This is a genomic window from Halorhabdus rudnickae, assembly GCF_900880625.1.
Classification (GTDB): Archaea; Halobacteriota; Halobacteria; order Halobacteriales; family Haloarculaceae; genus Halorhabdus; species Halorhabdus rudnickae.
Genome location: NZ_CAAHFB010000004.1, coordinates 84,926 through 108,496, shown reverse-complemented (window position 1 = coordinate 108,496; position 23,571 = coordinate 84,926). Strand labels below are relative to the sequence as shown.

The 23,571-nt window shown below is 61.0% G+C and carries 20 protein-coding genes; 7 read left to right on the top strand and 13 right to left on the bottom strand.

The annotated features are described in order from the left end of the window. Positions 1 to 126: 126 nt before the first annotated feature. The 6 genes from BN2694_RS12720 to BN2694_RS12695 all read right to left on the bottom strand — a co-directional run bounded on the left by BN2694_RS12720 (position 127) and on the right by BN2694_RS12695 (position 7,915). Positions 127 to 1,008 carry an inositol monophosphatase family protein gene (locus tag BN2694_RS12720; protein WP_135666082.1) on the bottom strand — a complete coding sequence of 294 codons (882 nt, stop codon included), beginning with the start codon at positions 1,006 to 1,008 and terminating at the stop codon, positions 127 to 129. After that, positions 1,005 to 2,342, bottom strand: coding sequence for an ABC transporter ATP-binding protein (locus BN2694_RS12715; RefSeq protein WP_210408974.1), 1,338 nt, complete (start codon positions 2,340 to 2,342; stop codon positions 1,005 to 1,007). Before BN2694_RS12715 ends, BN2694_RS12720 begins: the two co-directional genes overlap by 4 nt. Continuing rightward, on the bottom strand, positions 2,339 to 3,388 hold the full coding sequence (locus tag BN2694_RS12710) for an ABC transporter ATP-binding protein (protein ID WP_135666080.1): 1,050 nt from the start codon (positions 3,386 to 3,388) through the stop codon (positions 2,339 to 2,341). Before BN2694_RS12710 ends, BN2694_RS12715 begins: the two co-directional genes overlap by 4 nt. Further along, positions 3,385 to 4,848 carry an ABC transporter permease gene (locus tag BN2694_RS12705; protein WP_135666078.1) on the bottom strand — a complete coding sequence of 488 codons (1,464 nt, stop codon included), beginning with the start codon at positions 4,846 to 4,848 and terminating at the stop codon, positions 3,385 to 3,387. Before BN2694_RS12705 ends, BN2694_RS12710 begins: the two co-directional genes overlap by 4 nt. A 1-nt stretch (position 4,849) precedes the next feature. Next, positions 4,850 to 5,875 (bottom strand): ABC transporter permease, encoded by a 1,026-nt coding sequence (locus tag BN2694_RS12700; RefSeq protein ID WP_135666076.1) that lies wholly within the window; start codon positions 5,873 to 5,875, stop codon positions 4,850 to 4,852. Between the two features lie 105 nt (positions 5,876 to 5,980). Continuing rightward, positions 5,981 to 7,915: an ABC transporter substrate-binding protein gene (locus BN2694_RS12695; RefSeq protein ID WP_135666074.1), complete on the bottom strand. Its 1,935-nt coding sequence runs from the start codon at positions 7,913 to 7,915 to the stop codon at positions 5,981 to 5,983. A 150-nt stretch (positions 7,916 to 8,065) separates the two neighbouring features. Between BN2694_RS12695 and BN2694_RS12690 the strand changes: the two genes are divergently transcribed. Continuing rightward, positions 8,066 to 8,539 (top strand): DUF7529 family protein, encoded by a 474-nt coding sequence (locus BN2694_RS12690; protein ID WP_135666072.1) that lies wholly within the window; start codon positions 8,066 to 8,068, stop codon positions 8,537 to 8,539. Further along, positions 8,536 to 9,480: a metallophosphoesterase family protein gene (locus BN2694_RS12685; protein WP_135666070.1), complete on the top strand. Its 945-nt coding sequence runs from the start codon at positions 8,536 to 8,538 to the stop codon at positions 9,478 to 9,480. The genes BN2694_RS12690 and BN2694_RS12685 overlap by 4 nt, the downstream gene beginning before the upstream one ends. A gap of 18 nt (positions 9,481 to 9,498) precedes the next feature. Here the strand turns inward: BN2694_RS12685 and BN2694_RS12680 are convergent, their stop codons facing one another. The 4 genes from BN2694_RS12680 to BN2694_RS12665 all read right to left on the bottom strand — a co-directional run bounded on the left by BN2694_RS12680 (position 9,499) and on the right by BN2694_RS12665 (position 12,403). After that, entirely contained in the window at positions 9,499 to 10,086 is a 588-nt protein-coding gene (locus BN2694_RS12680; protein ID WP_135666068.1) for a DUF7260 family protein, read from the bottom strand. Next, a complete protein-coding gene (locus tag BN2694_RS12675; protein WP_135666066.1) occupies positions 10,083 to 10,265 on the bottom strand; it encodes a hypothetical protein in 183 nt (60 codons plus the stop codon). Before BN2694_RS12675 ends, BN2694_RS12680 begins: the two co-directional genes overlap by 4 nt. Before the next feature lie 173 nt (positions 10,266 to 10,438). Next, positions 10,439 to 11,518 (bottom strand): hemolysin family protein, encoded by a 1,080-nt coding sequence (locus BN2694_RS12670; RefSeq protein WP_135666064.1) that lies wholly within the window; start codon positions 11,516 to 11,518, stop codon positions 10,439 to 10,441. Positions 11,519 to 11,599: 81 nt separating this feature from the next. Then, positions 11,600 to 12,403, bottom strand: a complete 804-nt coding sequence (locus BN2694_RS12665) for a COX15/CtaA family protein (protein ID WP_135666062.1) — start codon at positions 12,401 to 12,403, stop codon at positions 11,600 to 11,602. Between the two features lie 104 nt (positions 12,404 to 12,507). Between BN2694_RS12665 and BN2694_RS12660 the strand changes: the two genes are divergently transcribed. Both BN2694_RS12660 and BN2694_RS12655 read left to right on the top strand, forming a co-directional pair. After that, positions 12,508 to 14,763, top strand: a complete 2,256-nt coding sequence (locus BN2694_RS12660; RefSeq protein WP_135666060.1) for an NADP-dependent malic enzyme — start codon at positions 12,508 to 12,510, stop codon at positions 14,761 to 14,763. A gap of 295 nt (positions 14,764 to 15,058) precedes the next feature. Beyond that, the gene (locus tag BN2694_RS12655; protein ID WP_135666058.1) at positions 15,059 to 15,451 is read left to right on the top strand and encodes a hypothetical protein; all 393 of its coding nucleotides are present in this window, start codon (positions 15,059 to 15,061) and stop codon (positions 15,449 to 15,451) included. Positions 15,452 to 15,644: 193 nt separating this feature from the next. Here the strand turns inward: BN2694_RS12655 and BN2694_RS12650 are convergent, their stop codons facing one another. Next, a complete protein-coding gene (locus tag BN2694_RS12650) occupies positions 15,645 to 16,268 on the bottom strand; it encodes a ribonuclease H (RefSeq protein WP_135666056.1) in 624 nt (207 codons plus the stop codon). 159 nt (positions 16,269 to 16,427) lie between these two features. Here BN2694_RS12650 and BN2694_RS12645 point away from each other — a divergent pair, with 159 nt between their 5' ends. Together BN2694_RS12645 and BN2694_RS12640 are read left to right on the top strand one after the other, a co-directional pair. Continuing rightward, on the top strand, positions 16,428 to 17,525 hold the full coding sequence (locus BN2694_RS12645; protein WP_135666054.1) for an NADH:flavin oxidoreductase/NADH oxidase: 1,098 nt from the start codon (positions 16,428 to 16,430) through the stop codon (positions 17,523 to 17,525). Between the two features lie 36 nt (positions 17,526 to 17,561). After that, positions 17,562 to 18,389: a universal stress protein gene (locus BN2694_RS12640; protein WP_135666052.1), complete on the top strand. Its 828-nt coding sequence runs from the start codon at positions 17,562 to 17,564 to the stop codon at positions 18,387 to 18,389. A gap of 1,533 nt (positions 18,390 to 19,922) precedes the next feature. Here BN2694_RS12640 and BN2694_RS12635 read toward each other — a convergent pair. Beyond that, on the bottom strand, positions 19,923 to 21,002 hold the full coding sequence (locus BN2694_RS12635) for a TrmB family transcriptional regulator sugar-binding domain-containing protein (protein WP_135666050.1): 1,080 nt from the start codon (positions 21,000 to 21,002) through the stop codon (positions 19,923 to 19,925). 498 nt (positions 21,003 to 21,500) lie between these two features. On the opposite strand from BN2694_RS12635, the gene BN2694_RS12630 reads away from it, so the two are divergent. Then, entirely contained in the window at positions 21,501 to 22,691 is a 1,191-nt protein-coding gene (locus BN2694_RS12630; RefSeq protein WP_167880033.1) for an ABC transporter substrate-binding protein, read from the top strand. A 76-nt stretch (positions 22,692 to 22,767) separates the two neighbouring features. Here the strand turns inward: BN2694_RS12630 and BN2694_RS12625 are convergent, their stop codons facing one another. After that, complete coding sequence (locus BN2694_RS12625) at positions 22,768 to 23,346, bottom strand: YdcF family protein (RefSeq protein ID WP_167880032.1); 579 nt, start codon at positions 23,344 to 23,346, stop codon at positions 22,768 to 22,770. Between the last annotated feature and the right edge of the window lie 225 nt (positions 23,347 to 23,571).

Here is a 23,571-nt window from a genome sequence, read left to right as displayed (position 1 = left end):
GTCTGAAGACTCACCGCTCACTCTGTTGGGCAACAACCGTCCGAGAAACCCCGTCTATGTCTACAGCTTATAGCGAGAAGCACTTAAAGGAATCCGGGCAGGCGCGAGGCAATGCCGACCAGTTCGTTACGACGAGTCAGCGCAGTCGGCTGGCGGATCGATCGTGGTAGCGGCCGCGAGTACCGCCTCGTGGGCCTGCCCGTTGGAGGCGACGAGTCCGCGGGCGTCGTGGCGCCAGGGGTCACCTGCAAGATCAGTCACCGTCCCGCCGGCTTGATCGACCAGATACGCACCGGCGACGGTGTCCCAGGGGTTCGTCTCGACGTTTGTGATGACGCCTTCGATCGAACCGGCGGCCAGGAGTGCAAGAGCAACATGGACTGACTTCAGCCGGAGCAGATCACCGAAGCGGGTGACGATGGCCTCGGTCGCGCGGGCGTACTCGTCGCGGCGATCCGGCGGCCACCAGATCGTCGGGACGACGGTGAAGCGGTCGGTGTCTGCCGTCTCGTTGACGCCGACCGGCCGACCGTTTCGCGTGACGCCGCCCGGGCCCCCGACGTAGCTGTCGCCAAGTGCGGGGAGCGCCGTCGCCGCCGCGACGGGATCGCCGTCACGGACCGCGGCGACGCTGGTCGCCCACTGGCGCATCCCCCGGACGTAGTTGTTGGTTCCGTCGATCGGATCGGCGATCCAGGCGGGCCCCCGCTTGGGCACCGTCTCGATCGCGTCGGCTTCCTCGCCGACGAACGGCTCCTGGGGAAAGCGTTCACCGATGACTGTCGCGATCCGGGCCTGCGCTTCACGATCGGCCCGCGTCACGAAATCGGTCTTGCCCGTTTTAGTTTCGACATCGAGATCTCGTCGGAAGGCGGCCATGGCGACGCTTCCGCCTGCTCTGGCGGCCTCGCGGGCGACGGCGACCCGGTCAGACCGCGGGATTGAACTCCCGCGTCGGGTGCCGCTATCCGTCGTCGCGTCGTCGGGACCGCCCGAGCGCTCGCTCACAATCGCTCACCCCTGGGTTCGTCGTACTCAGTACGGTGGCGGAGACATCGACTCGTCCGGCCGGTATCGTCAACCGTGTGCGCGGCCGGCGACTCCCGATCACAGAGGGATCCGAACTCCGCGTCGAGGAGTCTGAGTGCCTCACCCGGGGACTGGCCGGCAGTCTCGGTCGCCCGATCGACCACCTCTCGGGCCGGCGGCGATAGCTCGACGTCCGCGAACAGTTCGGTCACGATGGCGTCGACCGAGCGGCCGCCAGTGTCGATTCGAAGCTGTCGTTTGAGACGTTCGGAAAGGCCCGCCTCAGCCCGGTTGCGCTCGCGGAGCACGTCACGGAACGTCTCGATGGCGTCGAACGCGTCAGCGGAGAGGTCGTCGTGTTCAGCGGGGGGAATCTTCGCCGGACAGCGTGTCGCAAAGGGACAACCCTCGGGTGGGTACCGGGGATTCGGCGGCGTCCCGCGGAGCGTGATCCGATCGAGGTCGTCGGGGGCCGGACTCGAGGACCCGGGGATCGCCGACAGGAGCGACCGAGTGTACGGATTGGCCGGTGCTTCGAAGACCTGCTGGGTCCGGCCGACCTCGAGGACGTTTCCGAGGTACATGACTGCGACCCGATCGGCGATATGACGGACCAGCGAGAGATCGTGGGCGATAAAGAGCGACGTCAGCCCGAGATCGGCCTGGAGCTCTTCGAGCAGGTTGATGACCCGTGCCTGGACGGAGACGTCGAGCGCCGAGACGGGTTCATCGAGGATCAGGAACTCGGGTTCGAGGGCGAGCGCACGGGCGATCGCGACGCGCTGGCGCTGGCCGCCCGAGAACTGGTGGGGATACCGGTAGAAGTGCTCCTCCTGGAGGCCGACCTGCTCGAGCAGCGTGAAGACTCGCTCCTCGCGCTCGGCGGCGGTCTGCCAGTCGTGGGCTTCGAGCGGTTCGGCGACGATCTCGCCGACTGTCAGGCGGTCGTTGAGGCTCTCCTGGGGGTCTTGGAAAACCACGCCAACGCGGCGCTGCCACGCCCGGAGGTCGGCTCCCGAGAGTTCGGTCACGTCGGTCCCGTCGACGGTGACGGAGCCGGCGGTCGCCGACTCCAACCCGACGAGCGTCCGACCGAGCGTCGTCTTTCCACACCCGCTCTCGCCTACCAGCCCGAGCGTCTCGCCACGCTGGATCGAAAGCGAGACACTGTCGACGGCCCGGACTGGTGGATCACCACCGAACAGCGATCCGTCCGTGTAGTGGGTCTCGAGGTTGCGAACGTCGAGGAAGGTGTCACGTTCGTCGTCCGTCGATGCGGCCATCGAGCCGTCATCGGGGACTGAGGCCGTCATTCGCCATCACCTCCACCGTGCTCGCCGTCGCCGTCGGCAAAAATACACGCCGCAGCGTGATCGACTGCGGTCGACACTTCGACGGTAGCAGGCGGGGCGTCCCTGCAGGCGTCGACGGCCATCGGGCAGCGCGGCGCGAATCGGCACGCGTCAGCGGGGCCGTTCGGTGTCGGCACCTCGCCCTCGATCGTCGGCAGGCGCTGGTCGGGCGGCGTTCGCCCCGGAATACTTTTGAGAAGTGCTTCGGTGTAGGGGTGTTCGGGATCGGCAAAGAGCCGGTCGGTCGGCGCGCGCTCGACGATCTCACCGGCGTAGATCACGTTCACCCTGTCGGCCGTCTCCTCGATGACGCCCATGTCGTGGGTGATAAAGAGGACCGCGAGGTCCTCCGTGGCCTGGAGATCGGCCAGCAGGCCGAGAATCTGGGCCTGGATGGTCACGTCCAGAGCAGTCGTGGGTTCGTCACAGACCAGCAGGTCAGGATCACACGCCAGCGCGATCGCGATGACTGCGCGCTGGGCCATCCCCCCGGAGAACTGATGGGGGTACTCCTCGAGCCGGCGGGGGGCGTCCGGAATCCCGACGGCTTCTAAGAGTTCGATCGCGCGCTCGGTCGCGGCGTCGCCAGTCAGCCCCTGATGAATGGAGAGGGCCTCCCAAAGTTGATTGCCGACGGTGTAGACCGGATTGAGCGCGTTCGAGGGGTCCTGGAAGACGATCGCGATGTCGCCGCGGTGATCGTCCCAGCCGGTCTCGACCAGATCGTCGTCCTTGAAGAAAATCTGTCCGCCCTCGATGGCACCCGGTTCGTCGACGAGTCCGAGAATCGAGCGTGCCGTGACAGATTTCCCCGATCCCGATTCGCCGACGAGACCGACCGTTTCGCCGGGGTGAACGTCGAAGGAAATCCCGTCGACGGCGTGGATCGTCTCCCGTTCGGTGTGAAAAACCGTCCGGAGATCGGAGACCGACAACAACGGCTCCCCGTTTCGGGATCCGGTTCGGGTGTCAGTCTCGGCCTGCTCGGGGGCGTCGGCGCGACTCATGCGCCACCACCCCGGCCGGCCGCCGCCCCGGTCGCGCTGTCGGACTGGGGATCGATCGCGTCCCGGACGCCGTCACCGAGCGCGTTGAATCCCGTGACGACGAGCGTGATGAGCAGCCCCGGAATCAGCGAGATGTGCCAAGAGCCGGTGGTGACGTAGTCCTGGCCGAGTTGGATCGCTCTGCCCCACTCGGGAGTCGGGGGCGCGACGCCGAGGCCGAGATACGAGAGCCCGGCGATGGCGATGATCGCCCCGCCCAGCGTCATCGAGCCATAGATCAGGACGTACCCGGTGACGTATGGCAGCATGTGCTTGCGCATGATGGTCCGGGGCCGTTGGCCGAAGCTCCGGGCGGCGTCGATCCAGGTACGCTCGGAGACCTGGAGGGCCGGACCCCGGATCGACCGCCACATGTACGTCCACCCAGTGAAGGCAAAGAGAAGCGCGAGCACGAACCCACCGCTGTAGACCTCGCCGATCCACGTATCAGCCAGGACAGTCGTGAGCATAATCAACAGCAGCAGTTGTGGCATCGCCATCACCCCGTCCGACACCAGGACGGTCCCGAGATCGACCCGACCCTTGTAGTAGGCGGCGATCAGGGCCAGCGAGACGGCAAGCAGGGCGCTTAGGCCGACCGAGAGCAGCCCGATCACCAGCGAGATACGCGACCCGACCGTGATGAAAGTGAACAGGTCACGGCCGTTTGGCATCGTGCCGAAGGGATGGAATCGCCCGTAGTCGTCGTAGGTCATCGGCATCACCCGCGAACTGTCGCCGATCGACTGGGAGTTGCGGTTGGCTTCGCCGACGATAGTCGACTCGACGGAACCGGTCTCGGCGTTCCAGTAGTCGATCTCGTAGGAGTAGGAGTTGCGCATGTTCTGCTCGACGGTCGTGGGGCCGAGTGTCGGTGCGAACACCGCCATCACGACGAACATGAAGACGACGAGCGCGCCGAACAGCCCCCACTTGTGTGACCGAAATCGGTCGATCACGTCGTCGCGGGGCGTCCAGTCGGCGACCCTGATCGTCCGACGGTAGTATCGGTAGCCGAACGCGGCCCAGGCGAGCCACGCGAACGCGTAGGCGTAGACGAGCGCCGTCCGGATCGCCCAGGAGATGCCCGGCGACAGCCCGAGGAACGTCCCGACCCAGCGCTCCCCGTTCCAGTGACCGGCGTTTGGGACGACATCCCGAGAGAGCAGGGTCGGGATCGCGGTCGTCCGTTGCTGGGCCGCGTCGAACAGCGCCGCCGCACTCGAGAGCACGGACTCCTCGGCGCTTGCCGTCGGGAGCGCCCCGACGAAGTCGGCGAGCAGGCCAGTCAGGAAGTTCGCGACCGCACCAACTTCCAGCGCCAAGAGGATGACACCAACGAGCAGCCACGCCGACAGCGTCGCGTCGATCTCAAGTGTCCCGAACAGTCGCCGGTCTTCGAACGGAGTGACGTCTGACACGTCAGCTCCCCTCCAGGCCGACGCGGGGGTCGATAATCGTATACAGTACGTCCTGAATGAGGTTGATGCCAACAGTCATGAGTATGAAGACGTACATCAGCGTGCCGACCAGCGGGAGGTCGCCTTGGATGGCCGCCTGGTAGAACAGGTAGCCGATGCCGTTGATCCCGAAGACGGTCTCGACGAGGACTGACCCGCCGATGAGCAGGAAGGCCTCGCTGGTGATGATCGGGATCAACGGAACCAGTGCGTTGCGAAAGATGTGCTTCCAGACGAGGACGCGATCGGAGACGCCTTTGGCCTTTGCGAAGTCGACGTATTCCTCGTTGCGGACTTCAAGCATCGCCGTCCGGCCGATCCGCATCTCGTTGCCCATCGAGGCCGACCCGAGTACCAGTGCCGCCGGCAGGACCTTCTTGGTCGCCGCCAGGAACCCGTCGACTGTCCCGAGCCGGGACATGTCTGGACTCCCCGAGATCGAATCGATCGGGACGAACAGCGACTCCCACTGGAAGTCGATCCCAAGAACCGTCGGCGAGATGCTCAGGACGGCGAGCAGCATGATCGCCAGCCAGAAGTTCGGCATCGCGCGCCAGACGATCCCGCCGAACGAAGCGAGATAATCCGACAGGGAGTTCGAGTGCAACCCGGCGTAGAACCCGAGTGGCACGCCGATCGCCACGGCGATCAGCACCGACCAGAGGCCGAGCCACAGTGTCCGGGGCAGGAAGTCGAGGATCAACGCGTTGACGTTCGATCCCTCGTAGAGCAGCCACGTCTGGCCCAGATCGAACGTGAGGAGGTTCGTCAGCCAGTCGACGTAGTGCTGGAGTGGCGGTTGGTTCAAGCCGAGTTGGGTCTGGGCCGCCTCGTAGGCGGCGGGGTTTCGCATCTGTCCTTCGCTGAGCAACCGGCTGGCCGGATCGATCGGCCCCATGAAGATGGCGAACCAGGTGACCGTCGTCCCGAGCCAGACGACCGGGACGGCCATCGCGAGGCGCTTGGTGAGATAACCCAGTCTACTCACTGCCGCTCACCTCGCCAGGGCCTCCCCAGAAAACGATCGCTCTCAATCGAGACGGATGTCGAATACATATATTTGGCAGTGGGGGTCTGGAGTGGTGAGTCCCTTTCAGCGCGACAGTTGGGTGTCGTCGAAGGCCTGGTTCTCCATGACGCCGTACATCTCGACGTCGACATCGTCGTGCCAGAACCGTTGACTCATGGGGTGCAAGAACGGGAGTTCCTGGACGGACGCCCAGTTCATCTCCTCGACGGTCTGGAAGGCCTCGTTGTGATCCGCGCGGGTCGTGCCATCGGCGGCGTAGTTCGAGTCCCAGGCCTCGCGTGCCGTCTCCCGGTATTCCTCGGTCACATAGCTTCCCTCGGCACCCCACCGCGTGAACTGGCCCGAGGGATTCTGGCCGTGAAGGAACCGCAGGAAGTTCTGCGGGCCGGGGTACTCCATGCCATCTCCGAGCCCGAACACTTCCATGTCGCCGGAGATCGCGCGACTGATGATCGACCCGAACTCTGCCTCCTCGATACTCATGTCGATGTACGCCGACCGGAGCTTCGACTGGAGAGTCGTGAACACCTGCTGGTAGCCGCTGTTGCCCGTGATCGTCGTCGCCGTGATCTCATAGCGGTTGTCCTCGCCGTAACCCGCTTCTTCCATTACCGCGCGGGCTTCCTCGAGTTGGGTCTCGCCGTAGCCGTAGGGGTAGCCGTCGGCGGCGAAGTCGGTGTTCGATTCGTAGCCGTTCTCGGCGTGGCGGTCGTAAGCGTCCTCGCCGGCCTGGCCGTTCTCGAAGGTGGGATAGGCGGCTGGCGGGACGATGTGATAGGCCGGCTTTCCCATCCCTTTATAGACGTTCTCGGCGATGTCATGCTGGTTCATCGCGTGCGCGAACGCGCGCCTGGCTGCGAGGGGAACCTCCAGGGTGTTGAAGACGATATATTCCGTCGTGAGTGCCGGAATCTCGCCGTAGTTGACCGTCGTCCCGTCGTCGAGCGTGTAGGAACCGAGCGATCGGTTCCCCTCTTCACTATCGATCGATACGCTTGAGGGATTGAACGACGCTGTGGGGACGCTCTCGAGGATGTCGGCGTTCCCGTTCTGGAATCGCTGGAGGCGCGTATTCCCACTCGAGACGACGGTGAATGTGATCGCGTCGAGGTCGGGTTCGCCGTCGTAATAGTCCTCGAACGCCGAGAGAGTGATCTGACTGCCCTTCTGCCAATTGTCGACCTGGAAGGGACCCGCTCCGGCGAAGGCAGGGCCCTCACCTTGCGTACTGAAGAACTCGTTGTAGGCGTACTCGCCGTTGTAGCCCTCGATGTCGCCGACGGACCCCTCCGGGATGATGGCGAACGCGCCGCCCGCAATCTGGAAGAGCGTGTACTCGAACGGTGAGGCCAGGGTCATCTCGACGGTGTAGTCGTCGACCGCCTCGACGGCGAGACTATCTGGGACGACGTCCGCGAGGGTCTCCTCGTCGGTCGGTTCCGAGAGCGTCGCGTCCTTCTCGTGGTCGATCGTCAGCGTCTCGCCGACGATGTCGTCCTTGTTCCGGGAGTTGGGCGACTCTGCGAGTCGCCGGTAGGAGTAGACGACGTCCTGTGCAGTGAACTCGCTGCCGTCGTGGAAGGTAACGTCTTCACGGAGATCGAACGTATAGGTGAGTCCGTCGTCGGAAACCTCGTAGCCCGTCGCCAGCGCAGGTTCGGGCGGGTACTGCCCGTCCGGGAAGTACATGAGTTGCTGATTGTACTGGTTGTAGCCCGCCCCGGACCCCTTTGCGTTGATCGGGTCGAGCGTCTGGACCGACCCGTCTGCCATCATCTGGAGTATCCCACCACTGGACCCGTCGGTGGTCTCGGCGGTCGATTCGTCCGTTCCGTCGTTCGATTCCTGTGTCTTCGCGGCTGAATTTTTCCCCGAATCGTTCTGGGCGGCAGTGTCCTGCTCCGTCGGTTCGCTGTTCCCGCTACACCCGGCGACGGCAGTCAGTGCGCCTGCACCAGCGGCAGTCAAAAACCCACGGCGGGTCGTGTCACGTGGCATCGACCGTGCGTATCCTCGCCACATATATGTGATTTGATAATAGCGATAAATCCGAGTAATAGTGCAATTTTTGGACTATAATACTATATAGAAGTCCATAACACCAACCTTTCCGGTAGATACTTACACATATATTCGGAAATTAGCATGATGTCAGCAACGACACCCGATGGGCAGGCCGTCTGGGAGCGGGTCCTCGAAGACGCCAAAGCACTGGCCGCGGAGTTGCGAGTGGACGGTTGGGACGTCCTCATCGTCCGAGCGGACCACGTCGCAGCAGTTTCCCCTCGTGAATCCACGGAACGACACGGATTGATATTCACCGCTCCGGACAGCGTCGCCGAGCAGCTTCCGGACCTCATCGACGGAGGGTCGTTCGATCGCTACGAGGTCCACCGTGAAGACGTCGCCGAGAACCGCTTCCTGGCGATACGGATACGAGACGACGAGACCGAGCGTGGAGTCGTGCTGGTCGGGGTACTCGACTGGTCGCGGATCGGCGACCTCGCAGACGCGGCACGCGAACGGGAGCAACTTCACTCACACGTCCGGCTGCTGGACGGGACCCACGTCGCAACGTTTCGTCACGAGGACCCGTCGCTGTTCTTCCCGGGGGAAGAATGAACGACGGCAACCCGGGAACGCTGTTGGCTCGTCTCGACCGTCCGACAGCAGCGGCACCCGTTCGGCTGGCAGCGATCGCCGATCCGCACGTCTCGACGCGGGCGGACGGAACGTCGAAACTGTTCGAACACACGCTCGATCACTTCGTCACTGCGATCGAAGACATCGAGCAGCGTGACGTCGACGCTGTCGTCTCGCCGGGGGACCTCACCAAGGACGGGGAAACCTGGAACGCCGATGCCGTCGAAGACGCCCTCGACGCGCTCGACGTGCCCATCTACGCCGTGCCCGGAAACCACGACGTCCCGAAGGAGGGCGACGACCACGACGCGATTCCCGTCGCGGCCTTCGCCGATCGGTTCGGTCCCGGCGGCTATCCGTTCCGCCATCAGGTGGGCGAGCTGGACGTACTCGGGCTGAACTCCGCCGGGACCGCCGATAGACTCGCTGAAACCCACGACGGTCACGTTGACGCCGACCAGCGCGAGTGGCTCGCGAGGAAACTCCAGCAGACCGACGACTCACTCGTCGTCGTCCATCACAACCTTCCATCAGTGACCGAGCAATTGCGCCGCCACCGCGATCGCGTCCTCGAGGACATGGCGATCCCGCCGACGATGCGGGAGCCCGAGGCGTTCGTCGATGTCCTGGCCGACGGTGACGCGGCGCTGGTACTCACCGGTCACCTCCACCTGCCACTCACCGGCGTGGATCGGGGCGTGCGCGAGATCGCGACGCCGACGACCTGCTCGTTCCCGCAGTCGTATCTCCTCCTTGATATCACACCCGAAGGGACCGAGATCCGGCTCGTTCCCGTCGCTGATGTTGTGGGACTCGAACTCGCCCACGACCGCCGGGCCAGGGACTCGACGACGGCCCGCGGACTTACGTCGATGGGCGCCGCACGACTGGCGTCGATGCCACTGGTAATCGACGACTAAACGGACGGAGACGGATCGTTACTGGAGACATCGACGCCGGTGATGTCGAATCGTCTCGAGACAGGCGCCGGCGTCCGAGAGAACGGGCGTCGTCGTGTCCATGTCCGTATAGAGGTACTCCATGAAACCGAAGCCGTCGGTTCCCTGAAATTCCCGCCCCGAATGCTCGTGTAGTAACTCCTGTCGGGCACGCGCACACTCCATACAGCGGGCCTCGAGGGTCTCGAGCCGGCGGTCGATCCGGGAAAGGGTTCGGGATCCGGTCGTCGCAGTGATTCCTTCGGCAGCGTCGTGGGCTGCCACCTCGATCGCAGTGAGTTCGGTCTCCCATCGCTGCAGGCTCTCCTGTTCGCGTTCGATGGTCCGGAGCAACCGTCCGCGTTCGTCACGTCCCCGCTTACACGCATCGAGAAACGTCTCGTAGACCGCCGGGGTCAGGACATCGCTGTCGGCGAGGTGGCCGGCGAGCGTCGTCCCGAACTCGGCCGCGAGGTTCTCCCGAATCGACTCGCCGTACTCGCGCTCGTAGTGCGGGACCGCCATGACTGTCTCGCGGTACGCGTCCCTGATACGCCGGAGATCTCGTGAGGATTTCTGTGCGGTCACGACTTCGGTCCCGGCGGCTCCCACCATCTGGAGCTGACTGATCCCGGCGGATCGATCTGGAAGCCACTGACTCTGCCCAACAGCGTCCGGAAGGCATCGCGTTCCGTCTCAAGTATCTCGCACTCGCGCTGGACGTGTGTGAGCGCCCGGTCGATCGTCGGTTGAGTTATGTCAGTCATCGGGATGGAAATCTCACGTGGAGGGCCGGTCGCGTCGGCTGTCACGTGTCCAGACAGATCGATCGGACAAATACGTTTCTATGAAATAAACATATCACTATACCATTGCATATGGATTCACCGGACCTGCAATCTGGGGACGAACGGATCGATCGGCGAAGCGCCCGCTTTGACTACTCGAGTTCTGAGAGATATCGCGTGTCGATCGGATCCTCGACGTCGCCCATGACAGATTCCAGTAAGTCCGTCACCGTGACCATACCCACGACCTCGCCGTCTTCGAGTACCAGGGCGAGTTCCTGGTTTTCGGCCTGAAACTGATCGATGGCGTCGCTGACGTCGACGTCCGGTGAGAGCGTCATCGGCGGGGCGGCGAGTTCGGCGAAGTCGACGTTCTCCGCGGCGAGTTCCTCACGGTGGCGCGTCAGGACCGGCACGTAGACGACCCCCTCGAAGTCCGTTAGTTCCTCGCCGATCAGGGGGTAGCGGGTGTGGGGGTGCTCTTCCATCCGGCGAAAGTTTTCCGTGGGTTCGACCGCCGTCGAGAGCGCAACGACCTCCTCTGCGTTGACCATCACTTCCCGTACGGGTCGCTCGCCGATCGCCAGGGCGTTCATGACTTCCTCACGGCGCTCCTCAGTGAGGCCACCTTCTTCGAGGGCCGACCCGATGCGATTGCGCAGGTCTGCCCGAGACTCGATGACGTCCTCCTCGGTTTCGAGCCACGCGCCGGTCATCTCGACGCCGAACAGCTTTAGCGTGAATTTGGCGATGCCATCGCCCAGCGCGATGATCGGCGAGATGAGCCAGTGGAACCAGTACAGCGGTCTCGCCCCGTACTTCGAGACCCACCGGGAGCGTTCGACACCGAGGTACGTCGGCGTCTGCTCGCCGTGAGTCAGATGCACGAGGTTGATGATGAGAAAGGCAATGATCCCACCGGATCCGATCGACGCCAGGACCGTGTTGTGGAAGATCGGCTCGAAGATGGCTGCCAGCGCCGGCTCGGCGACGATCCCGACAGCGATACTGGAGGCCGTAATCCCAACCTGACAGGTCGTCAAGTAAATCTCGAGGTCCTGGGTCATCTCCCAGGCGCGTCGAAGCCCGGCGTTCGTGCCGTCACCGACGAACTCCTCTTCAGTGTACTGGCGAGCACGAGTCAGGGCGAACTCGATCGCGACGAAAAAGCCGTTGGCCAGTATCAGGAAGACACCTGCCAGTAGGCGGACAGTGAGTTCGAGTGATTCCATCGGGCAGCCATTCTGTCAGGATGCATTTATATTTGGCGCTCGAAAACATTGTGGAGGGTACGACCGCAACGACAGAAACGGTCAGTTGCCCACGTGTTCGCGCTTCCAGACGCCCGCCGTACTCATGGCGAGTGCTGCGAAAACGACGAGTCCGGCGAGCAGGTAGGCCACCCGATGGACCGTCGACCCGGCGAGTAAGTGTCGGCCGAGATAGACCGTCGGGACGAGCGCGACGATGGCGATCACGGGAGCGGACTGATAGCGCTCCGGGAACGCCCGTCGGCCGACGACTACCAGAGCGATCACTGCGAGGACGAGCACGAGCAGGACCGCGTACTGCAGCGTCTGGATTACTGGCGTGTAACTGCTGATAAAGGGAGGTGTCAACAGGACCTGGACGGGGAAGAGTGCAAACGCAACGACGGCAGCCACTTTGAGATGACCCGTCCGGATCGCGTCTGCCCAGCTCGCAACCAGCGCGAACGCGAACGCGGCGAAGATCGTAAACGCCGTCCAGAAGTGGGCCGTCAGGACGGGAAACGTGAAGTTGACCACCGTCTGCTGGCCGAGGACGACCTGCAGGGGCGTCAACAGGGCGCCAACTGTCAGGGCGTTTCGGATTTTCGGGGAGACGCCCCGACGCCAGGCTTCGATGGCCGACCCGACGATGAACAGCCCGCCGACGCCGGCGACGACGCGGTGGATCCACTCGAAGAAACTCGGGAACGACTCAGGAAAGAGGTTCAATAGACCGCCATCACAGACCGGCCAGCGCGCCTGACAGGCCAGCCCCGCGCCGTAGGATTTCGTCGCGACCCCCAGGAGGATAGTCGCGAAGACGAACGCCGTTGTGACGGCGACGAGATAGCGAAACCGCCGATTCATACGCGCTGGTTGGGACGGGGCCCACTTAGCCTCCCGCATTCCGGCCGGTTGGTCGTTCCCATCGGCAGGCAATCCTTTTTGGTACTGGCTAACAGGATTCACTCATGGGACTCGAAGAGGACGCACTCGAGTATCACCGACGTGACCCACCCGGGAAACTCGAGATCGCCACGACCAAACCGACCAACACCCAGCGGGACCTCAGTCTGGCGTACTCGCCAGGAGTCGCCGGCCCGTGCCGGGAGATCGACGCCGACCCGACCGACGCCTTCGACTATACCTCGAAGGGGAACCTCGTCGCCGTCGTCTCGGACGGCAGCGCGACGCTGGGCCTGGGCGACATCGGACCGCTCGCCTCCAAGCCAGTGATGGAAGGCAAGGGTGTGCTGTTCAAACGCTTCGCCGACGTCGACGTCTTCGATCTGGAAGTCGACGCTGAGGACCCCGCGGAGATGATCAGCGTCGTCGAGGCACTGGAACCGACCTTCGGTGGTGTCAATCTCGAGGACATCGCCGCGCCGGCGTGTTTCACCGTCGAGGAAGCGCTCAAGGAGTCGCTGTCGATCCCGGTCTTCCACGACGACCAGCACGGAACGGCGATCATCTCTGGTGCGGCCCTCCTCAACGCGGCGGACATCGTCGCCAAAGATCTCGCCGACCTCGATGTAGTGTTTTCGGGGGCCGGGGCGAGCGCGATCGCGACGGCGCGGTTCTTCGAATCACTGGGGGTACCACAGGAGGGAATCACAATGGTCGACTCAGGCGGGATCGTGACCGAGGATCGAGCCGCGGCCGGCGACGTCAACGAATACAAGGCCGAGTTCGCGAGCGACCGGCCAGCGGGCGATCTGGCCGACGCGATGGCCGGCGCGGACGTCTTCGTCGGGCTGTCGGTCGGCGGGATCGTCGACCGGGGTATGGTCGCCTCGATGGCCGCGGATCCGATCGTCTTCCCGATGGCCAACCCGGACCCGGAGATCGACTACGCCGCGGCCACGGAGGCCGGCGAGGGGACGACGATCGTCGCGACCGGCCGATCGGACTATCCAAACCAGGTCAACAACGTCCTCGGATTCCCGTTCATCTTCCGCGGGGCGCTGGACGCTCGCGCCCGCACCATCAACGAAGAGATGAAAGTCGCTGCTGCCGAGGCGCTGGCCGCGCTGGCCCGCGAAGACGTCCCGGACGCGGTCGTCTCCGCGTACGGTGGCGAACCTATCCAGTTCGGTCCCGAGTACGTCATCCCCAAGCCACTGGACCCGCGGGTCCTCTTCGAGGTGGCCCCCGCGGTCGCCAGGGCCGCCATCGAATCGGGGGCCGCACGTCAGAGCCCGGACCTGGACACCTACGTCGAGTCCCTGGAAGCACGGCTGGGAAAGTCCCGCGAGATGATGCGAGTCGTCCTCAACAAGGCAAAGAGCGACCCTCAGCGTGTGGTCTTGGCGGAAGGAAACGACGACGCGATGGTTCGAGCGGCCTACCAACTGGTCGATCGGGGGATCGCCGAGCCGATTCTCGTCGGCGATAGAGAATGGATTCGGGCGAGTGCAGACCGACTCGGTCTCTCTTTCGAGCCGACGGTAGTTGATCTCGAAGATGAGGATGTCGAGCGATACGCCGACCGCCTGTACGAACTTCGCAAGCGCAAGGGCGTCACGCGCAAGGAGGCTCGTGAACTGCTCGCGGACGGCGATTACCTGGCCAGCGTCATGGTCGAGACCGGCGACGCCGACGCCATGCTGACCGGTGCGACCAACCACTATCCCTCGGCCCTGCGACCACCGCTTGAGGTCATCGGTACCGCGCCCGACACCGACTACGCCGCGGGCGTGTACATGCTCACCTTCCGGAATCGAGTGATATTCGTCGCGGACGCGACCGTCAACCCTGATCCTGACGCCGACGTCCTGACTGAAATCACCTGCCACACGGCTGAAATCGCCCGGCGATTCAACGTCGACCCGCGGGCCGCGTTGCTGTCCTACAGTGACTTCGGCAGCGTCGACGACGAGCACACCCACGCCCCGCGGGAGGCCGCCCGTCGACTGCGGGACGATCCGGCGGTCGACATCCCCGTCGACGGCGAGATGCAGGCCGATACGGCCTTGCTCCGGGACGCGCTAACGGGCACCTACGACTTTGCAGACCTCGATGACCCGGCGAACGTGCTGATCTTCCCGAGCCTGGAGGCGGGCAACATCGCCTACAAGCTCCTCCAGAACCTCGCCGGTGCCGGGGCGGTGGGACCGATGCTGGCCGGGATGGACAGGCCCGTGCACGTGATCCAGCGCGGCGACGACGTTGAGGACATCGTCAACCTGGCGGGCGTCGCCGTCGTCGACGCCCAGCAGGAAGGGTAGTAGCGCTTCGATCGCTGTTTTCGAGTTCGCCGACCGTCAAGAGAGCAAGAGTATAGGCCCAACACATGAAGTAGTGATGGTTTGACTATCGTCTTCGACCGGTGTGGGTCATATCTAATGGGAATGGTCACAACCGAACCTCTCCCGATCCGTCCCCGAGTGAGTTTAATATTTAGAAGTCAGTCAGGGAAGACGATGCTGAACAAAGACCCCCACAGCAGAGTAGTTCGATCGTCTAATCAGGAACAGATCCTATTGAGAAGAATTGATTAATTATTAGTCCTGAATATGAAACATGGAGCGTCGGTCTTTCATAACAGTGTTAATCTCTGGATTGGTTGTCCCAGTCTCGGGTTGTACCTACAACGAAGATAGTGAGAATGCAATACTGAAAGAAATTACGTTGATAAACAAGACGGGAGAAAATATAATCATTACCCTTCAGATCAATCATGATTCTGAGAGAGTATACAGTTCTAATATTCAGATATCCACTTCGGAAAGACCACCGGTTCTTTCTGGAGGATGGACAAAAGAAGCGGGTGAGTATAACATTATCGTGAGCAAGAGAAATTCCGACGCACAAGAGAAAATATCCATCAAAAGCGGGGGTTGTACCAGTCTAATCGCTGAGATCGAAGAAGAAGACATAAGCTTCTTTAGTCATAGCGAAGAAGAATCGTGTTAACTTTCACTATTTTCGTCTGGTTTTGTCTCGTCTAATTCCACACTTTGTTGCCGATAGAGTGGACCGTCGCCAGCGAACTCTGTCAGTACCGGATTATCATTCCACTCGGACTCAGGGGCAAATTGAATGTCTGTTGAGTCTGTGCCATTCATATTAATATTACCAATTTGGCTAATTGGCTATCTCGAAATGATCAGTCGTCGGCCGGCCGGTCAGCACGCGATGGCGGCGGAATGCGCTGGTCACCGTTCTGTGGCGGTTCGGGTCGGAGACACCGGTCGGACTCGTAGTTGACGTGTGCGTATTCGGCGGGCGAGTTCGCCAGCGGGTGTGCGGGGTTGACGCCACCGTCGATCCGGGCCGCTCGCAGGGACGCAAACCCACAGATACGTGCCCGGATCCCTCGCCAGTGATGCCGAGCGGTCGGTGGGACCGAAAACCGATGTGGCGGCTCGTTGTCGGGGTGTCGTGCGGCCAGTTTCGCCGCGTTGACGTTGCCGGCCAGTTCATCGTGGTCGACGAGGACACCCACCCGCGAGTCACGAGGTGCCCGCGCAGCGAGTACGTCCAACCCGAGGTGTAGCGCCCGATACTCCGCGACGTTGTTGTCGGGAACCACGTCGGGCACCGATAGACGAGCGACGCGCTCGCCATCCCGGGTCTCGATCACGACGCCGAGTCCGCCCTCGGAACCCCGGAAGGAACCGTCGGTCGCCAGGTAGAAATCGCGGTGGTGTGTCCGCGGTGGGTGGGCGATGTGCGGCGTCGGAGAATCATCGAACAAGTCGCGCAACGTCGGCCGGCCGTATGCGGCCATGTCTATCGGTCGCGGGCGAGGCCTTGTAAATCTTCCTTGGATGCCAATTGTTGCCAAATATAGACCGAGGCGGGACAGACGAGCTCTCAAGCGACGAAGAAGACCGATCTGACGGTCGAGTCGGGACGTACTTCCGTCCCGCTCTCCAAGCCCGCCAAGATGACATCGGACCTCTTCTCGCCGCTCAAAATGCGTGACGTGACCGCCCCCAATCGCGTGATGGTCTCACCGATGTGCCAGTACTCCGTCGAGGACCGCGACGGTGTACCGACCGACTGGCACCGCGTCCACCTCGGCAGTCGGGCCGTCGGTGGCGCGGGCGTCGTCATGAGCGAGGCGACGGCCGTCGAACCGCGGGGCCGCATCTCCCCGGAAGACACCGGGATCTGGTCGGGCGAGCACGTCGAAGCCTGGCAGCCGATCACGGAGTTCATCTCCGAGCAGGGCTCGATTCCCGCGATCCAGCTCGCCCACGCCGGCCGGAAGGCGTCCAAGAGCCGACCCTGGGAGGGAAGCGAGCCCGTCCAGCCGGACGCCGGCGGCTGGGAAACGATCGCCCCGAGCGGGACGCCCTGGCCATACGACGAACCGGCACCACCCCACCGCCGTATGGACCAAACGGACATCGAGGACGTCGTCGAGTCGTTCCGGTCGGGTGCCGAGAACGCGCTCGAAGCCGGTTTCGAGATCGCTGAGGTGCACGCGGCCCACGGGTATCTGCTCCACGAGTTCCTCTCGCCGGTCATCAACGACCGCACCGACGAGTACGGCGGGGACTTCGAGAACCGGACGCGACTGCTCCGGGAAGTCGTCGCGGCCGTCCGGGCAGTCTGGCCCGACGACAAGCCCGTGTTCGTCCGAATCTCCGCGACGGACTGGTTCGACGACCGGGAGTCCTGGACGCTGGAGCAATCAGTCCGGCTGGCCGGCGACCTCGCCGCGGCCGGCGTCGATCTGATCGACGTGAGTGCGGGTGGCATCGCGCCGGACTCCTCCCCTGCCGACGCCGGACCGGGCTATCAGGTACCGTATGCCGAGCGCATCCAAGAGTCGACGCCGGCGTCGTTGCGTGTCGGTGCGGTCGGTGCGATTACAACGCCCCAGCAAGCGAGTCAACTGATCGAAAACGGCCGGGCCGATCTGGCGATCGTTGGCCGCGAACACCTCCGGGATCCGTACTTCACGCTCCGTGCAGCGGCCGAACTCGACGCGCTGGATCGAGTCCGCGTCCCGGCCCAGTACGACCGCGCGTTCTGAGGTAGGCTTTTGCGAGTGGCGGCTGTACTTGCCGGTATGATCGAGCGGATCTTGTTCCCGACGGACGGTAGCGCGGGCGCGACAGCGACTTTAGAACACGCCCTGGATCTGGCTGCGGACCACGACGCGAGCGTCCACGTCCTGACCGTCGGGGACGCCGACGGGGAGTATCCGGGACGGGAGGTTCTCGATCTGGCTGCCGACCGTATCCGCGATCGGGGTCTCGATAGCGAGACAGTCCTCCGGGAGGGACGACCTTACCGGGAGATACTCGAGTACGCAGAGGAGGACAACGTCGACCTGATCGTAATGCCGACCCACGGCCGCACCGGGCTGGAACGACTCTTGCTGGGAAGTGTCACGGCCAAAGTCATGCGACTCGCCGACGTGCCAGTCCTCACCGCCTGTCCCGACGCCGAGTTGCGCTATCCATACCGCCGGGTGCTGGTGCCGACCGACGGGAGCCAGTCTGCGGCGGCGGCCCTCGAAGTCGGGGTGGCACTGGCCGAAACGGCAGACGCCCCGCTGTCGACACTGTCCGTCGTCGAGAAGCCCAGGCCGGACGGCAACATCCACCCGTCGGCCGAACGCGAGCGCCGCGAGGAAATGGCCGAACGGGCCGTCGAGTCAGCCGCGTCGACCGCTCGCAGACGCGTTCCCGAAGTCTCGACCGCCGTCGTCCACGGCCGTTCGATCCCGGAAACAATCCGTGAATACGCCACAGCGGAACGGGTAGACCTGATCGTGCTCGGGACCCACGGCCGGACCAGCCTCGATCGCTACCTCTTCGGTGGCGTCACGGAGAAACTGATCCGGACGGCCGACGTACCCGTCCTGACTGTCAGGGGACCGAAAGACCAGTGAGTACGGCCTTGCCAAGCGTACACGTAGATCGCTCGCGCTCGGCGGATCGTCACCGATCGGGTTGAGCCACACACGCCAACGCCGGCATTGACTCCAAGTCGCATGCTGGGGCCCTGTCCGGACGAACCAAAAGCCAGTCGGGAGAAATCCACCGGGTTTTGCGTCCCCCACGGGACGGCTCAGGACACAACGACGATCGACAACAGGATGGCAATCGTCGCCAGGATCGCCAAAATCAACAGTGTAGACGAGCCAGAAGGGAGCGGTTGTCCGGTCGGTTCATCGAGAGCTTACCTGGGTCGGACGGGCTAACATCCTTACTCCGAGTACTCTGCCACGGGGCAGTCTCCCCGTTTCACCATCAATCCGTCCACTAGTACGTGAGTATCCCTACTGGAAATTGGATCGTCTATTCTGGATTTCCGTCCCGCTGGATAGAATCAATAGTGATAATGCGGCCGATGGTTTTTTACACATGGCTACGAACACGTTAGATGTGGCACCGTTAGGTGCCCACTTTCCCCCACCCCCCACCCACCCCACTCTACTTTACTTTCGATTGCTCGCCAGTAGACATCTCTGGGTCTAAGCTTTGATCTACTGCTGTCGTATGAAGAAAAGTGCCAAGACAATGGTTGGCAAAGGTAGAAACTGAGGGGTGATGATTTTGAGTTGTCACATAAAGAAGATACCCTAGCGTAGTAGCAGCGGCAGAATCGGGGTCGGTTTCGTGACGTGTAATCAGACACCACGGTATCTACTAGAACGTAGCATTCGGTCACATTGGATTGACCAATCATATCCAAATACAATTTTATATTTTTATATATCTGCTGTTCAGCGCTCGCGGAAAGCAATCGGGGAGTAGGTGCGGCAAACCGATCGACAGCCAGTCAGTGGGAGCGTGCCGAACCAGATCGCGCTCAAAGAAACAGAGATTCGAATCAACGGCCAACAATACTGGCTGGAGGTTACATCGAATCCGGAAGCGACCGAATTACCGTAAAATTCGGCTAAATTCGACGACTACGACCACAGTAACACAGGTTTCTGGAGGAATACAACGGGAACGGCGACGTCGAATCCGTCGTGTCTTACGTCGATAGTGCCCGACATTGTCAACCTACTCTGCACCGATCAGGGGGCCGAATGCAGGTTGAGTACAGTGAAACTAGAGCGAACACAATTATGTTATTTATTATATAATACGCGAAAATAGTTGGGTTTCAAGATATTATAAATACGTCGCTGCAGAAACAGCTACAGACCAGTCCAGATCGGTCCACATAGCAGCGACGTATCTGAAAGTGCTACTTGAATAGAGCGGGATGAATGAACGCTTCGAAGAGCCTACCGGCCACGACACCCAATGTCGGGAGCTGTCTTGGATAGTGACTGCCTAATCTCACTCCGACAGTACTCCCCCGCAAGAACACGTCCCCGTTCATATTAGAACACAACAATAACGAAAATTATAATATCTGAAACCGTGATGAAATAGACCTTCGACATTCTGAAGTCCGAGATGAATATCTAACCATCAGAATCCAAACTATTAGATGGGGCTGCATCAAGCTTGATAGAGAGGGCCCGGTGGTCCTCAAGAGTAGCGTTGACCCCACCGGCAGTGACAACCTCGTCACCAGTATCGATATACAGACATGATTGATATGGAATATCAGTCGTGATCGGACTAATGAGACGCTGCCCAACTCGGACGACATCACCAGTAATTGTTTCGACCGTGTCCGAATTGTCGACGGGCCGTGCTTCGACTTCTGCGACGAGGCTAACCTCGTCGTTCATATAGAGTGTTGCATCGATAACGGCTTTTCGGACGTTTGAATATGTCGTGGGTAAGCCACGCGGAGAGGCAACGTGGAACTCCTCGCCCATTTGCCACTCGTATTCCATCAGCGTCGTGAAGGCAACACTCTCTAGATGTGGCTGAGAAGAGTACAACGCGCTGCGTTGGCCCTGAGAGTTGGTAATTTCGGGCGGCGCGACGAGGGCGGATTCACGGTCGACGGCAAGTAGAATAAGGCCAGGGTCGTCTCGGTATCGAATGACATCGGCTGCATCGGTGATCGGCGCGTCGAGGTCCGTTTGGTCTTCCTCGAAATCAGTCAGCAAGAGCATCGTTGCGACGTTTCGATCGACCGCATCGACAAGCTGTTCGTGGACCACCGGCAGGAATTGAAGTGGAATAGAGATACCGACTCGTCGTCGAGCAGACGATACCATATCACGAATCGTCCGAGTGACTGTCGACCGGGATTTGAGTACTTTCACGTCTGCCTGCTCGTGATAACTACGCCGATACCGACTTTCGAGTTGTTCATAAAGTTGATCTCCGAGATGCTGGACCTGCTGGTAGACTTTCTGCGGAGGCGCCGGCTCGACGGTTGCCGGTGTAAGGTACTCGTTGACGACGACAAAATTGTACTGTTGAAGGTTATCGATTGCATTATACGTATGTCTGCGGGAGATGTCCGACTGTTCGACGATCTCTTGAACTGTGATCGGACCCTCTTCGAGAATAGTAATAAAGGCCTCAGTTTCCTTGTCAGTAAATCCAAACGACTGTATCAGTTCTATCAACTTGTCAGCCATTGTCTGTCATTATATCTAAGAGAGTATAACGGATTCGGATCACCTACTACTCTGCCTCGTCTTTCAGTAGTCCACGCTACTCTTTCTGTTATATCATGAGTATATTCCGGCGAAGTATCCAGGTACCCCCGCACCAACAAAAGTCGATTATTCGTAGTCTTACCCAGCATACAATGGTTGGATGATCTATGTATTTCGTATTTTGGCAGTGTATCTATATATTCCAACCGTCGATTGGCCGTCCAAAAACGGAGATCTCCAGTCACGATTACCGTCGCAAGCACAGTCATAGATGCTATGACGTTTTCTCAGTATATAAGAGACGAGAAAACACCTCTGAGAGGAATTGGGTACGACAAGACGTGAATAGATATTTCGGGACTCGTATGCGAAGTTGTTTTGCTCGTCTATTGGCACAGAGAAAACAAACCTACAAGAGACGTGATAATTACAAAGATTCATTATCGACTCGCACGGACCACAGAAATAGGGATTTGTATGGACAGACATAGCGAAGGTAAGAGTACCATCGATCTCGCCCATCATTACGTCAGCGGGGACGGCGCAGATGCGTTGTCGGCTCTTTTAGATGGATTCGAAGAATCCCATCCCAAAACAGGAATTGATACGACGCAGTGCGACAATCTTCGGCTACAGGTCAAGACATTGATTCTGCAGGAGCGGCCGCCGGATGTATGGGTAGCCTGGCCCGGTGAGAACCTCAGAGAGTACGTGGCTGCGGGTGTTGTGCGAGACATCACCGAGATTTGGGAACACACCGATGCGGAGGAGTCTGTCCGGCCCGTGGCGACCCAGGCGGTGAATTTCGACGGGTCGTATCGTGCTGTCCCGGTCAGCATCCACCGGGTCAACGATCTGTATATCCATCGACAGCGAGCTGAAGACATGGGTATCGAACTCGAATCAATCACGACGCCAGAGGAGCTAGCAATGGAGCTACGGGCAGCCGCCGAGGAAAACCGCAGCTCCCCAGTGCTGTTCCCGATGGTGGATCCTTGGACAGTGTTACAGTTGTTCGAAGTCGTTTTGCTCGGTCAATACGATACGTCAGTATTCGAGGCCATCACTGCAGGAGATGTCGACCAGCACGAAGAGGCGATAACGACGTCCCTGGAGATTTTGCAAACGATTGCATCCGTAAGCGCGGATCAGTCGCTGCACTGGTCGATGGTCGATACGAACGAACGATTTCTCTCTGGAGAATCCCCCCTGTACCCGCAAGGCGACTGGGCTGGCGGCGCGTTCGTCGAGCGTTCTGGCTTCGCGTATCAAAGCGACTGGGATCGGATTCCATTCCCGGGAACGGAGCGTCAGTATATGGTTGCTATGGACGCATTCATTCCGTCTGCATCTGCGTCAGCGGCCGAAGATAAACTCCGTCAGTTCGCTGAATACGTACTCTCTAAACGCGGCCAAAGGCAGTTCAACAACCAGAAAGGGTCGGTCCCAGTCCGAAACGATTGTACCACGCAATCGTTTTCGGCATTTACACGCGATCAGATGCACGCACTGGACGAATCACACTCACAACCGAAATCTATCACACACGGCCTCAGCGTGACGCCGTCACAGCTCATTGATCTCAAGACGACAATGGCTGAATTCATCGACACCCACGACGTCGATCGAACTGCGGGAAATCTAGTCGATATCTTCCGACGACGATAGCCTGACATCCGTACCTGATGGGCTTTCGGAACCGACCGCTGGGGCCTCACGTCCGAGAAAGCGGAGACCAATTCGCTCAGTCGTCGTATCGCACCTGACTGACCGGGAGTGTCGAGACGGGATCGCTATACATGACAACGTGCTCACTCATTCGCGCCCGGATCTGAGAAAGGTTTCCACGAGCGATCGGCTCGAAAAACCGCTTGCTTCGTCGGATCGAGAGTACCTCATCACCGTGGTGAACGGAGTCAGTGGGATGACACCACTCCGTTTCGATTCGGTAGGACGGACCGAAACACTGCTGAAAGACATACCGTGCCCGAGGAAGGTGATAACACGAAGTGACAACGTGGACGGTATCGACATCGCCAAGCTCCTCGATGAGCAACCGTGAGAAGTACGCATTACCAATCGTGTCGTGTGCGTGCTCTTCTAAGAGGACATGTTGGGGATCAATTCCGTTCTGGACGGCATAGTCGCCCATGACGGCTGCCTCGGTCCGTGACACCTTTGGATTTGATTGACCACCACTACAAATGAGATACGCCGCATCGACACGGGACCGTGCCGTCATCGCCACGTCGACACGACCTTTTAATTCGGGATGTAGCTCTGGACCGTTGAGCCGCTGACCAAGAACAATGACAACGTCCATCGAAGTCATTCCCTCCGCTTGACCGGTCTAAGGGAGTTTGACAGGTCCCGTATGCAGGTCGGCTCTGTCGGATGAGACTGGTCCCACCCGACCGAATGAAAAGCAGGTCGGAGCCAGTGGATATGTTCATATCCAGTCCACTCGTAACGGTGGGTCGCCTGTTCAGGCCGTCGCTCCACAGTAGCGTATTCGAGTGGTAGTGTATCCAGCCGACACTGGTCACTC

Coding starts and splice junctions, on each gene's coding strand:
- BN2694_RS12715 (WP_210408974.1), bottom strand. CDS start 2,342: ATGACGGCCTCAGTCCCCGATGACGGCTCGATGGCCGCATCGACGGAC.
- BN2694_RS12710 (WP_135666080.1), bottom strand. CDS start 3,388: ATGAGTCGCGCCGACGCCCCCGAGCAGGCCGAGACTGACACCCGAACC.
- BN2694_RS12695 (WP_135666074.1), bottom strand. CDS start 7,915: ATGCCACGTGACACGACCCGCCGTGGGTTTTTGACTGCCGCTGGTGCA.
- BN2694_RS12690 (WP_135666072.1), top strand. CDS start 8,066: ATGTCAGCAACGACACCCGATGGGCAGGCCGTCTGGGAGCGGGTCCTC.
- BN2694_RS12685 (WP_135666070.1), top strand. CDS start 8,536: ATGAACGACGGCAACCCGGGAACGCTGTTGGCTCGTCTCGACCGTCCG.
- BN2694_RS12675 (WP_135666066.1), bottom strand. CDS start 10,265: ATGACTGACATAACTCAACCGACGATCGACCGGGCGCTCACACACGTC.
- BN2694_RS12670 (WP_135666064.1), bottom strand. CDS start 11,518: ATGGAATCACTCGAACTCACTGTCCGCCTACTGGCAGGTGTCTTCCTG.
- BN2694_RS12665 (WP_135666062.1), bottom strand. CDS start 12,403: ATGAATCGGCGGTTTCGCTATCTCGTCGCCGTCACAACGGCGTTCGTC.
- BN2694_RS12660 (WP_135666060.1), top strand. CDS start 12,508: ATGGGACTCGAAGAGGACGCACTCGAGTATCACCGACGTGACCCACCC.
- BN2694_RS12655 (WP_135666058.1), top strand. CDS start 15,059: ATGGAGCGTCGGTCTTTCATAACAGTGTTAATCTCTGGATTGGTTGTC.
- BN2694_RS12650 (WP_135666056.1), bottom strand. CDS start 16,268: ATGGCCGCATACGGCCGGCCGACGTTGCGCGACTTGTTCGATGATTCT.
- BN2694_RS12645 (WP_135666054.1), top strand. CDS start 16,428: ATGACATCGGACCTCTTCTCGCCGCTCAAAATGCGTGACGTGACCGCC.
- BN2694_RS12640 (WP_135666052.1), top strand. CDS start 17,562: ATGATCGAGCGGATCTTGTTCCCGACGGACGGTAGCGCGGGCGCGACA.
- BN2694_RS12635 (WP_135666050.1), bottom strand. CDS start 21,002: ATGGCTGACAAGTTGATAGAACTGATACAGTCGTTTGGATTTACTGAC.
- BN2694_RS12630 (WP_167880033.1), top strand. CDS start 21,501: ATGGACAGACATAGCGAAGGTAAGAGTACCATCGATCTCGCCCATCAT.
- BN2694_RS12625 (WP_167880032.1), bottom strand. CDS start 23,346: ATGGACGTTGTCATTGTTCTTGGTCAGCGGCTCAACGGTCCAGAGCTA.